Here is a 14903-nt window from a genome sequence, read left to right as displayed (position 1 = left end):
AAATAAACCGAATATGAGACTATCAAATGTAAAATTTGGCATAGCAGCTTCGCTGTGCCTTGCACTCTGGTGCTGTAAACCCGAAAAGCAGTATAAACCTGTGTTAAAAGCCGTAAGGACAGACAAAGCAGGCACTGCACTTTCCATGGCCGCACTCGTTTGTACACAGCAAACCGAGCAAACCGATTACACCATCTACAAAATGACGGCCGACGGCTACCGGGTAGGCGACATGGCCCCTTTTTTTGATGCAGCCACCAACAAATTTGTGGTGTATTTTCTGAAGGATATCTGGAACGATGCCACCAACAAGCGGCACCCGCTGTACGCCTTTACTACTACTAACTTTTTTACCTACACGGCAACCGGCGAGATCATCTCCTCCAGTTCGGCTACCTGTGCGCAGGATAACGCGGTAGGGGCGGCCAGCATCGTAAAAAACGGCTCTACTTATTACGCTTTTTATTCGGGCCACAACAACAATTACACCACCTGCGGTACAAAGCTGGAAGGTATTATGCGGGCCTCATCAACCACCCCCACTTCGGCGTATACAAAAAATACGTCGTTCAGTACCATTAACGTGCCCACCGGGCAGGGTTTTGATGAGAATGATAATTTTCGCGACCCTTACGTTTTCCTGGATGGCACCACCTGGTACATGCTGGTGGCCGCGCGTAAAACCATAGCCGGCACCATGCGGGGCGTTATTGTAAAATACACTTCTAACAATTTAAACAGCTGGACCTACCAGGGCGTTTTATACGATGGCGGCGCCACCAATTATTGGATGATGGAATGCCCGCAGGAAATAAAGATAGGCAGCACCTATTACCTCATCTATTCCGACCAGATAAATAAGTACATGTATTACCGCAAATCATCGTCGGTAGGCGGACCCTGGAGCAACCCGGTTGGGCTTAGCCGTTTTGAAGGAAAAAGCTTTTTTGCCGGTAAAATTCAGAAAGATCAGTTTGGCGATCATTATATTTTTGGCTGGACCAACGTTTTGGCGGGCCATACCGATGCCGGCGCCTGGACCTGGGGCGGTAATATGGTAGTACATAAACTTTACGCCCTGGCCAACGGCGACCTCGCCTTAACCATTCCGCATACGTTGAAGGCCAACCTCGAAACGAATAATTATGCGCTTACTGTGGATAGCCAGTGGGGTAATGTAACCAATACCGTACCCGGCCAGCAAACCTACCGGATGATAAGCCCTGCCGATTTTGACGTTGCCAATGTGATCTACGATCCCGTGGCTAAGCAAAAATTCAAAATAAGCGCTACCGTAAATTATGCGAGCTCGGCAAAGGATTTTGGCTTTATGATAGGTGCCTGTGATGGCTTTAACGATTTTTACAGCCTGCGGTTTGTGCCCTCGCAAAACAGGTTCAGCTTTGATAAAACGCAGCATGGCTCTATAACTCCAAGCACGGTTGCGGATAACGACGTACCCATCACATTGGCGCCAAACACCGATTATACGGTAGATATTGTAGTAGAGAACTCGATGGTGGTGGTGTATATTAACAACGTAGCTGCGCTAAGCTGCCGCATCTATAAAGCGCAAACAACCAACTGGGGTATTTTTACCGATCATAGCGATGTTACGTTCAAAAACATCCTCGTAACCAATCCTTAATGAATATAAGATATTTCCGGTATGCATTCGCCGGGATTTAGTTGATCAAAGGCGCTCCAGGTGAGATGGGGGCGCCTTGTTTTGTTAAGAACGCCAACCCTATGGCGGTTATGGAAGGAAAAAGCTGTTTTTTATAGCGTATAAAACCAACCCCACGCGCGATTTTAAATTCAGTTTCTGAAACAGCGATTCACGGTAGCTGTCAACCGTTCTTGGGCTAACAAACATTTTGTCGGCAATTTCTTTATAGGTGAGTTCAGAACAACACCATTTCATAAATTCCAGTTCTTTGGTTGATATCTGCGCATCGTCGGCCTTGTTGAACGACCGGAACATTTTGCCTGACACCATTTCGTTGAGGTACAGGCCGCGCTCCTTGAGCGAAACTATGGCGCCTAATAGTTCTGTTGGCCGGCATTCCTTTAAAACGTAGCCCCCGGCGCCATGTTTTATCATTTTTATAACGCTGTTATCATCCTCGTACATGCTCAATGCCAATACCGCCACGCCCGGGTGGTTGGCTTTAAGCCATGCTGTAGATGCATAACCATCCATCACAGGCATGTTAATATCCATCAGGATAACATCCGGTAAAGGCTGCTTTGTTAAGGCTTGCTGCATAAGCTTACCGTTACCCGCCTCAAAAACTATCTGTATTTCTTCGTGCTCTTTCAACAAGGCGCCAATGCCCTGCCTAAACAGCGTATGGTCGTCTACTATCGCAATCTTAATTGGCGTCATGTTCGGTTATTTTATCATAAGGTACGCTTAGTTTTACAACAGTACCCCGATCGGGCCCGCTTTCAATAACGGCGTTGCCGTTGATCATTTTTGCCCGGTGCTGCATGTTAAAAAGCCCCATATTTGGCGAGATTGCCTGCGCTTTAGCCACATCAAAACCAACGCCATCGTCGGTAACCTGTAGTTCAAGCATATTGTCCAGGTAGGTTAAAGTAACGGTCATAACAGTTGCCTCCGCATGCCGCAGGATATTGTTAATGATCTCCTGGAAAATACGGAACACCATCAATTCTTTGTTAGCATCCAGGCCGCTTTTGGCTGTTGGGTTATTATCATGGTATTCTATCCTCAGTTTACCCAATCGCTCCAGCCAATCCAACTCATAGCGGATAGACCGCGATAAACCATCCTTTATTAATTGCTCGCCATGCAGCAACTTGCCAAGCAGGCGCAGTTCCTGTATAGATTTGCTGGTTAAAGCGATAGCCGAATCTATCTTTTCGCGGGTTTTATCGGGCTTTTGCTCGTCAACCGATTTTAGGGTAAAATTAGTAAGGCTTAGCAACTGGCCAATATGGTCGTGCAGATCGGCGCCCACGGTTTGCAGCGTTTGCTCGTGTACCTCAACGCGCGCTTTCGCTATTTCCATTTCATAATTCTGCTGCATCATCACTTTTTCCTCAGAATGTCTTTTTTTGCGTTGATTATACTGGCTAACAAAAAGCACCAGGGTAACAGGCGCCAGTAAAAATACCGTGGTGATTAATACAATAAATATCTCTATCTCGTTTGTTGGTACCGACATTTGAATGAATAGCTCCAAAATCCGTACAAAAACAGGTTTAGGGCCACATAAACATACGAATAAAGCCGGGCATTTATACTTCTATCGGCAAAAGGCATTACCGTAAATAACAGGTTTGTTGCTAATCCGCCAAAGTAATACATCAACGCCCCGGTTACCCACCAAAACGCAGCGTGTTTTTTCAGCTCTACATAAGCTTCGTCTTTAATAAACAGGTACATGTACAAAAAACTATAAACCGAGAAGATGACCGCCATTACGGTGATGGTCATGTTCATGTATACAAAGGGCCCGTTTTTTATAAACTCGTATAAATAAAGGCCGTAAATAAGGGCCAGGCCGGTAATAACAACCGGCCCGGCCCTCGTATAATCTTTCAGCATACAATAAAACATACTGCTGATAAAAATAGCTTCGGGCAGGGTTAGTAAGTTATAAACCAGTTGGTTATTTTCCCATTGGTTTGTTAAATTAAAATGCCGGCCCAATTCTTCCATTACAACAGTAAGCAGCATAAACCCCATGCCGCTTTGCCAGATGAGGCTTTTGTCTCTTAAAACATAAGCGATCGCTGCAAGCAGGCACAACAACTCCAATACGATGTTTATGCTGATGTATTTGGCCATCCAGGGCTTTTATGGTAGTGTTACTCCCTGGCACCTTGGCTGGCATAATTCACCGCGATTTTCGGCTCCGGAGGTTTTCATTTTAATCGAACCATCCCCACCTGCTTCGTTTGGAGCAGGGAAGCTTAATCCCGTGAAGTAATCCTCGTGGAAGGTAGTTTCTTGGTTATCGGCGGTTTGGGCTCTGCCCACCGCCTTGGTAGAAACAAAAATAACGGTGTTTCTGTCTTTGTATTCTGCGGGTGGCGGTGGCACAAGTCCATCTACATAACGCGCGAAATATATTCGGACACCGTCTGTTTCTGCTCCCATCAATTTTTCTGATTTGAGCAGGGTTACCAATTGGTCCATTTGTTCGAGGCTGAACCAAACCGACTTGGTGTAGTTTGGATCGTTAGCTGGGGATGGGAACGCGGCCACCATTTTTTGTGCATCCGCCTGTGATATTTCACCTATCAGAGGCCTTTTTGTAAACTCCATTTTTTTAATTGTTTTAGGGTGATAAGAAATTGTTTAAGTACAGCCCAAAATTATGGCTGTTTAGGTAGGGTAATATAGTGATAATTACGGTTTTGTTTACCCGTAAAAATACCCCCTCGGGCCTGTGTTATTCGCCCTGCCGGTTGCAAAACTTACTCCCCAAATTTGGATAACAAAATAAATTACCACACTAAACAACTTATTATCATGGACATTTCAATTATCATGAAGCTTGTATCCATCATCCTCGCGATCAGCTTAGCCAGCGAAAGGCTGGTAACCTTTATTAAAACACTTGTACCCGCGTTGAATACGCCGGATCCGGCGCCCATACCACCCTACAGTACGCAGGAAAAACTACGAAGGTTCGCTGTTATGATCCTCGCTTTTTTAGCGGGCTGGGGCGCTGCCGCGATGATGGCTAAAGATCCTACGGGTTTTTTTGGCAACCTCAATGTGGGTTTGGATACAGATTCCGGTAAAATACTTATTCCTTGTTTTATTGTAGGCCTTATGGCCAGCGGCGGCTCGGCTTTCTGGGCCAAAATACTGGAGTATATTAAAGCCGTAAACGAAATAAAAGGGCAGTTTGCTACGCAGGAGAAAATGAACACACAATTTAAAATGGCTACCATGACCGCGATGGCCGGTGGCGGTGGTGCGGCTTTTAAAGCGGCCAATTTAGTTGCCCCTGTAGGTGCTGCAAATCTTGCAACCTCCGTTATCAGGACCGTTAGATTTAATACCGCTTTTTCGGGCGGGCTTGGTACTTTGGATATTATTATTAATGGCCAAACGCTTCACTTTGATAAAAACGAACACCAGGATATCCAGCTACCTGCGGGCGTTCATACTTATGCCGTATCTGGAGCGGCTGCTCAAGGTCCCGGTGGTGGTGTAATACTAACCATAACTGCCATTACCGGGGCGGTGATATCGCACTCCCCTCATCAATATAACGCGGGTATTATTCTGCCAAATCTGCATCCTTTGATGGTTTCTTAATCAATTAAAAATCATGAAAAAGAAAAATTTATACCTTACCCTTATTTGCCTCTTGTTGCTAAAGACGGTGACCGCGCAAATCTCCAAAGAAGAATTTATTAAGGGCCAGCAAGATGGATACCGTTTTAATACCGGCACTCTACAGGATATTTTAACGAACTATTTGCAGGTCGCTGCCAAAAACATAACTACCACAAATTCATCCCTACAGCTAAAACTGAATTGGTTCGCACTTAACCGGATGGATTCAGTACAAAAATACAACAATGATAATTTTCTAAAAACCTGGCGGCAGCGTAATGGTGAATTTATTACATCGGTTGGTGTAGACAAAAACAATAATTTTAACTCGTTTCAGTTTGGGGTTAATTATAATTTTCTTGACCGACGTGATGGATCCAAATACACTTATGACGAAGTATATTCAAAGCCATTCCACCATGAGATGATTATTTTGCTGGCCGCAGTTGATCATGCCAAACCGGTGGTAACTGTACAACTTGTAGATAAAATTACCACCTGGGTAGCTACACTTTACCAAAACGGCCAGCCTGTTACCGATTTTAAAAACAAGCTTGATGCAGCGTTACCTGGTATGCTTCAGCACACTTCATCCGATGATGCAATAGTGGCCACGCTTGAAAACCAGTTTAAAAGTGATCTCGCCGATAAAAAGCCACTTGGTTCGGCTATGACGCAAGCTATCCGGGGTTTTGCAGATTACGTAGTGGTAGAGATATTGACAGTGCCATTAAATGCTTACATCGTTGGCCTCGGTAAAACGCCATTAAAGTATGACAATTATGTAACGCCTGAGCAAACCGCAGACCTGGTTGCATTTATCAATCAGGAGGTCGCTCAAAATGCCTATTTCAAAGATACTTTAAAATTAGGAGCAAAAACTCTTACCGAACTAAACAAAAGCGTAGTTAAAGATTACGAATCGATGGTTAAGTTTGTAGGGCGGCAGCCACTGTTAACCGCAGGCTATTTATATTCCTACGGTAAAGGTACCCTGTTAAGCAGCCATGTAGGCAGTATCAACTTTTTGTATGGCACAGGCAATTTAACCACTTTAAAAACCGGGCAAATAAAGGCGTCGCTTACTGATACATTAAACAGTAACGATCCTACAGGAAAGCTTCGCAATTTTAAGCGCAATATTGTTTCGCTGCAGGTGGGGTATAACCAGGTGCTGGCCATGCAAAAAAAGGTATCGGTGATGGAACTGAATGGAGCGTTGGAACTCAACAGCGCAACAAGCGGTTATGTGAGCGGTACCAGCAGATCAAAATTTTATTTCGACGCGTATTTTCGTGCCCGCCTGCCCTCTACGCCATGGCTTAAGTTCGATCTGAAGTGGGACCCTAAAGACGGCAATGTACTTGGTTTTTTTGACTTTACCTATAACCTTGATAAACCCTGACGTTGATCTGCACAGAGAGAGATGGTCAATTTTGGCAAGGCCCCACAGATGTGGGGCCTTTTTTTGCTTAGCGCCGGGTTTAATCCGCAAAAAAGCCATGGTAAAATTGTATTAATAATTGGTAAATTCATATCAATTGCTTTGTGCGTTATACCGCCCGGCTCTTAGCTAATATGGTATATTGGCCTTGATGTGAACCGTTTTTATTGTATTTTAGCCATCCCTTGCCGCGAAAGCGCCAATACGTTTTTTAGGCTGGCCATTATAAACTATACTACAGGGTACTTAAGTTGCAATGCTTAACGTGTACTTATCAAAATGAGACTTTTTTTATCGGGATTAGCCGCGGTTATTTTATTAAATATCCTGTTTGTATTGCCAGCTAATGCGCAATCGTATGGGCTTGCGTTTAATAGCCATGAGGTGGTTCAGGATAAACGCACTACCTTAGATCTCGGCCTCGATAATGTTTCTCAGAAAGATAACCTCCAGGTATCGTTTGATATCTCCTTTATCCCCAACCGGGCCATCTATTTTGGCTACATTATGCGCCTTGTTGGCGACGATAAGCAAAATATCGACCTCGTGTATGATAACCAGGCCAACACCTGTCACTTTAAAATAATTGTGGGCGAGCGCCTCTCCAAAATTTCCTTCAATATTGATGATAAACTGCTTTTTGGGCAATGGAACAAGCTGCGCCTGCTGGTAGATTATAAGAACGATAAAATAACCATTATATCGGGCAAAGAAAGCTACACCGAAGCGGGCGTACACCTGCAGCGGGCAAAAAGCTACAAACTGTTGTTTGGCGCCAACGCGTACCGCCAGTATCAAACCACCGATCTGCCGCCTATAAAACTGCGCGACGTTAAAGTTATACAAGAGGATAAACTGATCTGCAACTGGCCACTGAACGAGTGGCAGGGCAACGTAGCCAACGAAATCGTGAACCAAAACAACGGTACGGTAACCAACCCGCTTTGGGTAAAAGCGCGCCACCGCAACTGGGCGTTGGATAAGGAAATAACACTGCCGGGAGATGCGACCGTGGCTTTTGATACGGCAAACGAGGTGGTTTACATCATCACGCCCGATTCGCTGCTTACTTATTCGGTAAACAAGGTGCCGCAGGTAAAAACTATAGCCTATGCATCGGGCAGGCAATTACTGGTACCCGGCGGTCAGACCATATTTGTAAACGGCAAGATCTATTACCTGTATGTAGACCAAATGAGCCTGGGCACCTACGACCCCGCAACCCAGCGCTGGGATAAGGGTTTCACCAATATAGCTACCAACAACGGGCACCTCAATAAATTTTACAACAAGGCTGATAGCAGCATTTATACCATAGGCGGCTATGGCCAGCTGGTGTATAAAGATAGCGTAAAACGCTACGATTTTGTAAGCAACAGCTGGCAGCAGGTAAAAACCAGGGGTGATGTATTTACCCCGCGCTACCTGGCCGGGCTGGGTACCAACGCCACCGGCGATACCGCCTACGTAATTGGCGGCTACGGCAGCGCATCGGGCCAGCAGATTGTAAATCCGCGGAATATTTACGATATGATGCGGTATTCGGTTAAAGATCAGTCGTTTAAAAAGCTGTTCACCATCGATGTGAAAAAAGAAGATTTCGCATTCGCCAATTCGTTGGTGATCAACTCAAAAGAGCGGTCGTTTTACGGGCTGATATTTCCGCAGCACAAGTTCAATTCCAGTCTGCAGCTCGTCCACGGATCATTGGACAAGCCAGCATATACCTTAGTGGGCGATACCATCCCTTATCGCTTCCATGATATTCATTCCTACGCCGATATCAGCTACTTTCCGCAAAGCAGCCAGTTTTTAACAGTTACGCTTTTTAAGGAGAACGATCAAACGCGCATCAAGATCTATTCGCTTTTAAGCCCGCCCGAACCCCTTACGGCCGACGGGGCAGAAGCAATGCACACCAGTTTATGGGTTTGGATAGCCGTAACACTCGCGTTGGCGTCGGTTGCGGCGGTTTACCTGCGTAAAAAACGCGCCGTTACGCCGCTTGATGTGATAAAACCTTCGGAAGAAACCACCCCCGTTGCGATCTTGCAAACCGGGCCCGAAGCGCTTGCTGAAGACGACCATAACCGCAATGGCAATAATAAAAACGCCATATTTTTATTTGGCGACTTGCAATTATTCACTCCCGATGGTAACGAGATAACCAAATACTTTACGCCGCTGCTGAAGGAACTGTTTCTGGTGATCGTTTTATACTCCATTAAGCTGGATAGGGGCGTAAGTTCGGAAAAATTGAACGAGATCCTTTGGTTTGATAAATCGGAAAAAAGCGCACGCAATAACCGTTCAGTAAACATCGCGAAGCTAAAATCGCTGCTGGAACAGATGGGCAACTGCCATTTATCCAAAGATACCGGCTACTGGAAGATAGAAATTGATTACAGCGCCATCTCGGTAGATTACCATAACTATCTCAACATCGTATCCAACAAAAATAAGCTGAACAAGCAGAAAGTGCTGCAGTTGACGCACATCACCCAGCGGGGCAATTTTTTATCAAACATCGAGTACGAATGGTTGGACGCCTTTAAATCCGAAGTATCTAACGAGATCATCGACTCCTACCTCCAGTATGCCAACAGCACCCAAATTGCCGATGACCCCGAGTTTCTGATCAAGCTGGCCAACGATATCTTCTATTTCGACCCGGTGAACGAGGAGGCTATGATACTAAAGTGCAAAGCGCTGGTGCACCTGGGCAAACACTCGCTGGCGAAAAACGCTTTCGAGAATTTTAACAAGGAGTACAAAGCCATCTACGGCGAAGATTTTGAACGCGATTTTCATTCAATTCTTGAATAAATGCGTTACAACGCGGTTTTCTGGCGCAATTAATCAAATATTAATAATTCATTAAGCCTTTCCGGCAAATTTGGTGTTTATAAACCTGTTATAAATTACATCAAATGGTCATCACTTTTTCCCGGTTATTAAGGGCGGTATTTTTATGTGCCTTATTTAGTATTTCGTCGGCGCGCCATGGCTTTGCGCAAACCGGCGATGAAGCCTTAAACTACATCGATCCGCGTATTGGCAGCGTTGGGCAGCTTTTGGAGCCCACACGGCCCACCATGCACCAGCCCAACCAAATGATAAGGATGTACCCCAAACGGGCCGATTACATCGACGACCAGATCAGCAGTTTCCCCCTCAATATGGTATCACACCGTCTTGGTGAGGTATTCGCTATCAAACCTTATAACGAACCCGTAACCCTTGCGTCATGGGAGCAAAAAATGCCTTATGACCACGACCTGGAAGTGATCCATCCCTGGTATTACTCCACATTCTTGATAGATAAAGGCATTACTGTTGAATTTACGCCCGGCAAAAAAGTGGGGATCTTTAAATTCTCCTTCCTGGCAAAAAGCGAGAGCAAAAGCCTGCTGTTTGATGTGTATAACGACGGCGGCTCGGCATGGGTATTTACCGGCGGCAACGAGGTGAGCGGCATGGAAACCTACCATGGCGATATAAAAGTTTACCTGTACGGGCAATTTAACGCAAAAGGTACCGCAGGCAACGTGCAGAACCAGGCCTTATCTAAAAAAACCTCGGCAGAGGGTAAAGGGCTTAAATCGTTCATTACTTTTTCTTCGGCTGTGCCGGATGTGATAGAATTTAAATATGCCATATCCTACGTGAGCGCCCAACAGGCCAGGCAAAACTTTAAGGACGAATTTACCGGCGTTGAATTTGATGCTTTGGTACAAAGCGGTAAAGCGGCGTGGGCAAAGGTGGTTAACCAGATCCAGGTAGAAGGCGGCACCGAAGCCCAGCGCCGGTCGTTTTACACGGCGCTTTACCGCAGCAACGAGCGAATGGTAGATATTAACGAGGACGGCCATTACTACAGCGGGTATGATAAAAAAGTACACGACAGCAACCGCCCATTTTTTGTGGACGATTGGGTTTGGGATACCTACCTGGCGCTGCACCCACTGCGAACGATTTTGAACCCGACGATGGAATCGGATATGCTGAACTCATACGTAAATATGTACCAGCAAAGCGGCTGGATGCCCACCTTCCCGGTGTTGTTTGGCGATAACCCTTGTATGAACGGTTTCCACTCCACCGTGATGTTTTTGGATGCTTACCGCAAGGGTATCCGCGGCTTTGATGTGGAGAAAGCCTACGAGGGTGTATTAAAGAACGCCAACGAAGCCACTATGCTCCCCTGGGAAAACGGCCCCAAAAGTATTTTGGATGATGTTTATTTAACCAAAGGATACTTCCCTGCATTAAAAAAAGGTGAAAAAGAAACCGTAGCACTGGTGCATTCCTTTGAGAAAAGGCAGGCCGTTGCCGTAACACTGGGCGGCGCGTATGATGATTGGGCCGTTGGCCAGTTTGCTGCCGATTTAAATAAACCAACCGATGCGGTAACCTTTGCCAAACGCGCAAATAACTATAAAAACTTGTGGAACGACGATAAAAAAATGTTCCTTCCTAAAGATGGCGATGGCAACTTTATTAGTATCGACCCCAAATTTGATGGCGGCATGGGCGGCCGCGAGTTCTACGACGAAAACAATGGGTGGACCTACCAGTGGCAGGTGCAGCACGATATAGACGGGCTGGCGGGCCTGATGGGCGGCAAGGACAAGTTCCAGGCCAGGCTCGATCAAACCTTCCGGGAAGGGCTCGAAAGAAGCAAATACGAGTTCTGGGCAAAATTCCCGGATGCTACGGGTTTGGTTGGGCAGTATTCTATGGGTAACGAGCCGAGTTTCCATATCCCGTACCTGTATAACTACGTGGGCGCGCCATGGAAAACCCAAAAACGCATCCGCTTTTTGCTGGATGTTTGGTACAAGGATAACATCTTCGGCATCCCCGGCGATGAGGATGGCGGCGGCATGTCGGCCTTCGTGGTGTTCTCGTCAATGGGTTTTTATCCTATTACGCCCGGTAAGCCGGTTTACACCATCGGCAGCCCGGTGTTTAGCAAGGTTACCATCAATCTGCAAAACGGCAAGCAGTTTAACATGAAAGCCAATAATTGCTCGGTAATAAACAAGTACATCCAAAGCGCCAAATTCAACGGCGAGGTACTTAATAAACCCTGGTTTACCCACGAACAACTAATGGCCGGCGGGACTTTGGAACTGGAGATGGGGCCGAAACCGAATAAGGATTGGGGGATATAGGGAGTAAGCAGTTTGCAGTGGGCAGTTTGCTTTAACCAAAGCGTCACCTGAACTTGTTTCAGGACCCCACAGGACAAGTAGCCCGCATGCTTAGCCGCTTTGCAACTGCATACTTTGCAAATGGGGTGCCGAAACAAGTTCGGCATGACGGGCTGTTTTTTTAATTCAATATTGATGAAGATAAGAAGAAGTTTGATTGCCGTTTTATTGATCCTAACGGGGATCGGCGCGTTCGCCCAAACCAAACACGGCAAAACATCGGCTTTTAAAAGCTATAGGGGTTTGGTGATGGCGGGTTACCAGGGCTGGTTCAACGCGCCGGGTGATGGCGCGGGCCGGGGTTGGAACCACTACCTCTCGCATGGCAAATTTGAGCCGGGCAGTACCAATATTGACGTTTGGCCGGATGTAAGCGAATATAAAAAAACATACAAATCGCCCTTTAAGCTGGCGGATGGGAGCGATGCTTACCTGTACAGTTCGTATGATGCCTCCTCTACTGAAACCCATTTTAAATGGATGCAGCAATACGGTGTTGATGGTGTATTCGTTCAGCGTTTTATTAGCGATGTACAAAAACCGGCCAGCCGTAACCATAACGATTTGGTACTGGGCAATGCGCTGAAGTATTCCGAAAAATATCATCGTGCCATCTCGGTGATGTATGATCTTTCGGGCATGCGGGCTGGTGGCGATTCCTTACTAATAAAAGACTGGAAGCACCTGGTGGATAGCCTGAAGCTTACCAATCGCGGTAGCAAACAAACCTGGCTGTATCACCGGGGTAAGCCGCTGGTGGCGGTATGGGGAGTGGGCTTTAACGATAAGAGGCGGTACGGCTTGGCAGAAGCCGAAAGAATAATAGATTTTTTGAAAAACGACCCTGTTTACGGCGGGTGCACCGTACTGCTCGGCGTACCTACCTTTTGGCGCGATTACGGCAGCGATACCGAAAAAGACCAGCACCTGCACGATCTGCTGCGTAAGGTAGATATTGTGCACCCCTGGTTCGTAGGGCGCTTTAACGAAGGTACTTATCCCAAATTTGCCACACGGATAGCCGATGATATTGATTGGTGCAATGCCAATAAGGTGGAGTACGTGCCTACCATATTCCCGGGTTTTAGCTGGCATAACATGAACCCCCGCGCACCGCAGAACCAGATACTCCGCAACCGCGGCAAGTTTTACTGGAAGCAGGTAAATGGTGCCATTAAAGCTGGCGCAGGCATGTTATACGTAGCCATGTTTGATGAGGTGGACGAAGGTACGGCGATACTGAAATCGTCGAAAAATCCACCGGTAGGGCTTAGTAGCTTTGTTACCGTGGAGGATGATATACCGAACGATTATTATCTGTACTTAACCGGCTACGCAGCCAAGGTGCTCAGAAAAGAACTGCCAATGCGCGACAGTGTGCCGCCACCTGTGAAGAAATGAAGCCTCTATTACCTAATCGTCCTTGCGAGCGATAGCGCGGCAATCATCGGCGTGCAAATCCGCTTTGCTTCCCGAGGATTGCTTCGTCGCTGCGCTTCCCTCGCAAGGACGATTGGGAATAAAAAGCTTTACAAAAAAATAAGGGGGCAAGCCTGTCAGCTTAACCCCCTTTCCAATTGATAACCAAGTAAAAATACAGAAGTTTTTATTCCACCGGTTTAGTTGGGCGGGTTGCCGTTAGCGGCGTTATTTTCTTAAACATTTTAGCGCCATCGCCGGTAAGGCGCAGGTAATAGTCGGAAGAGCAGGGGGTGCCATCTTCATCCAGCGCCAGTATGCCAGATCCTGCAGGTATAAATGCCTGTGTTTCGGCAGTCTTAGCTATCTGGTTACCCTCGTTATACTCATCATACATAGAGATATAGATGCCCTGTGCGCCCACGCGGGTCATGTTGTAAAACTGTCTCCACATAAAATCGCCGTGCGCGCGATGGCGTTCCTGCAGATCGCCTGGCATTACGCATGGCTGGTAATCGATGCCGTTAGCATTGCAGTAAGCCTGGTCGGGTTTATTGAGGGTGGTAAAGAAGCCATCCGACTGGTTGGCGTTACCAATACGCCCAACCATCCAGGGCGACAGCATATCAAATTGCTTATAAACGCTGAGGAAGCCGCTGCGCGAATCGCTGGTTTGTTTGAGCCAGTTGGTTGGTACGCCGCCAATTACATAGCAGCCCTTATCCTTGAACCATTTGATCACCTCGAGACATTGGGTGGTGGTAAAGTTGTGGTTACTATCGTTAAAGCCAAAGCCCCAGATACATACCACTGGTTTGCCGTTCTGTTTGGCATACATGGGCGAGGAGGTGTAGGTAGACATTTTGTTGGTCCAGTCGGTTTTTAGTTCGGCCTGCATATTGGTCCAGCCGCTTACATCATACATAATGTAAAACTTTACACCATTTGCCTCTGCGGCAATTTTGGTTTTGGCCGCCATAGCATCGCGGATGGGGCCTTCCAGCCCGCTTGGGTTAAAACGCTGCAATGCGGCACCGTCTATACCGTAATCCTTCATCCATTTAAACTGGATGTTGATGGTTTGATCGGTAAACGAAGAGAATAGTGTTGCCGGCTGCCCGTTGCCTAAATTGGCATAGCTGGTAGGGAAGGTACTGGTATAATCGCGCACATCAGGCCACGATTTGATGGCATTGTTGGTTGGCGAAGGCTTCTGCTCCCAGGTGTTGCTCCAGTGCCAGTACCGGTTAATGGGCGATCCATCGCCTATAGCGGCAAACCAGCCCTGGTAGCCAACAATTACTTTACCTACCACATCGCCCGGAGGCGAGGGTGTGATATCTATTTTGGTAGTATCTTTTGGCGGGGTTACCGGTGGGATAACAGGAGTGCCGCTTTTAGAGCAGCCAGTTGCTGCGGCTAATAGCCCGGCAAGTATTAGGGTATTTAATGTGTTTATTCTCATGTTCGTTTATGTATTTTGGTTGATGTTTGGTTA

Annotated in this window: 11 protein-coding genes; 6 read left to right on the top strand and 5 right to left on the bottom strand. The window is 46.6% G+C overall.

Going from position 1 to position 14903, the window contains the following annotated elements; genetic code table 11:
• The first annotated feature begins 13 nt into the window (after positions 1–13).
• On the top strand, positions 14–1648 hold the full coding sequence (locus IDJ77_RS01105) for a family 43 glycosylhydrolase (RefSeq protein ID WP_191187079.1): 1635 nt from the start codon (positions 14–16) through the stop codon (positions 1646–1648).
• A 108-nt stretch (positions 1649–1756) separates the two neighbouring features.
• On the opposite strand, the gene IDJ77_RS01100 is transcribed toward IDJ77_RS01105, so the two are convergent.
• The 4 genes from IDJ77_RS01100 to IDJ77_RS01085 are packed head-to-tail and all read right to left on the bottom strand — an operon-like array spanning position 1757 to position 4300.
• Entirely contained in the window at positions 1757–2389 is a 633-nt protein-coding gene (locus tag IDJ77_RS01100) for a response regulator transcription factor (protein ID WP_191187078.1), read from the bottom strand.
• Entirely contained in the window at positions 2376–3194 is an 819-nt protein-coding gene (locus IDJ77_RS01095; protein WP_191187077.1) for a sensor histidine kinase, read from the bottom strand. The genes IDJ77_RS01100 and IDJ77_RS01095 overlap by 14 nt, the downstream gene beginning before the upstream one ends.
• Positions 3170–3820 (bottom strand): hypothetical protein, encoded by a 651-nt coding sequence (locus tag IDJ77_RS01090; RefSeq protein ID WP_191187076.1) that lies wholly within the window; start codon positions 3818–3820, stop codon positions 3170–3172. The genes IDJ77_RS01095 and IDJ77_RS01090 overlap by 25 nt, the downstream gene beginning before the upstream one ends.
• Before the next feature lie 9 nt (positions 3821–3829).
• Positions 3830–4300, bottom strand: a complete 471-nt coding sequence (locus IDJ77_RS01085; protein ID WP_191187075.1) for a hypothetical protein — start codon at positions 4298–4300, stop codon at positions 3830–3832.
• A gap of 207 nt (positions 4301–4507) precedes the next feature.
• Between IDJ77_RS01085 and IDJ77_RS01080 the strand changes: the two genes are divergently transcribed.
• From IDJ77_RS01080 to IDJ77_RS01060, 5 genes are all read left to right on the top strand, one after another.
• Positions 4508–5305 carry a hypothetical protein gene (locus IDJ77_RS01080; RefSeq protein WP_191187074.1) on the top strand — a complete coding sequence of 266 codons (798 nt, stop codon included), beginning with the start codon at positions 4508–4510 and terminating at the stop codon, positions 5303–5305.
• A gap of 13 nt (positions 5306–5318) precedes the next feature.
• Positions 5319–6731 carry a hypothetical protein gene (locus IDJ77_RS01075; RefSeq protein ID WP_191187073.1) on the top strand — a complete coding sequence of 471 codons (1413 nt, stop codon included), beginning with the start codon at positions 5319–5321 and terminating at the stop codon, positions 6729–6731.
• Positions 6732–7049: 318 nt separating this feature from the next.
• Positions 7050–9596, top strand: coding sequence for a galactose oxidase (locus IDJ77_RS01070; protein ID WP_191187072.1), 2547 nt, complete (start codon positions 7050–7052; stop codon positions 9594–9596).
• Between the two features lie 104 nt (positions 9597–9700).
• Positions 9701–11947, top strand: coding sequence for a GH92 family glycosyl hydrolase (locus tag IDJ77_RS01065; protein ID WP_191187071.1), 2247 nt, complete (start codon positions 9701–9703; stop codon positions 11945–11947).
• 174 nt (positions 11948–12121) lie between these two features.
• Entirely contained in the window at positions 12122–13387 is a 1266-nt protein-coding gene (locus tag IDJ77_RS01060; RefSeq protein WP_191187070.1) for a glycoside hydrolase family 71/99-like protein, read from the top strand.
• A gap of 205 nt (positions 13388–13592) precedes the next feature.
• On the opposite strand, the gene IDJ77_RS01055 is transcribed toward IDJ77_RS01060, so the two are convergent.
• A complete protein-coding gene (locus tag IDJ77_RS01055; RefSeq protein WP_191187069.1) occupies positions 13593–14870 on the bottom strand; it encodes a glycoside hydrolase family 71/99-like protein in 1278 nt (425 codons plus the stop codon).
• Positions 14871–14903: the final 33 nt, after the last annotated feature.

It is taken from the genome of Mucilaginibacter pankratovii, assembly GCF_014773265.1.
In the GTDB taxonomy this organism is placed as follows: domain Bacteria; phylum Bacteroidota; class Bacteroidia; order Sphingobacteriales; family Sphingobacteriaceae; genus Mucilaginibacter; species Mucilaginibacter pankratovii.
This window is presented reverse-complemented; position numbering and strand designations above follow the sequence as displayed.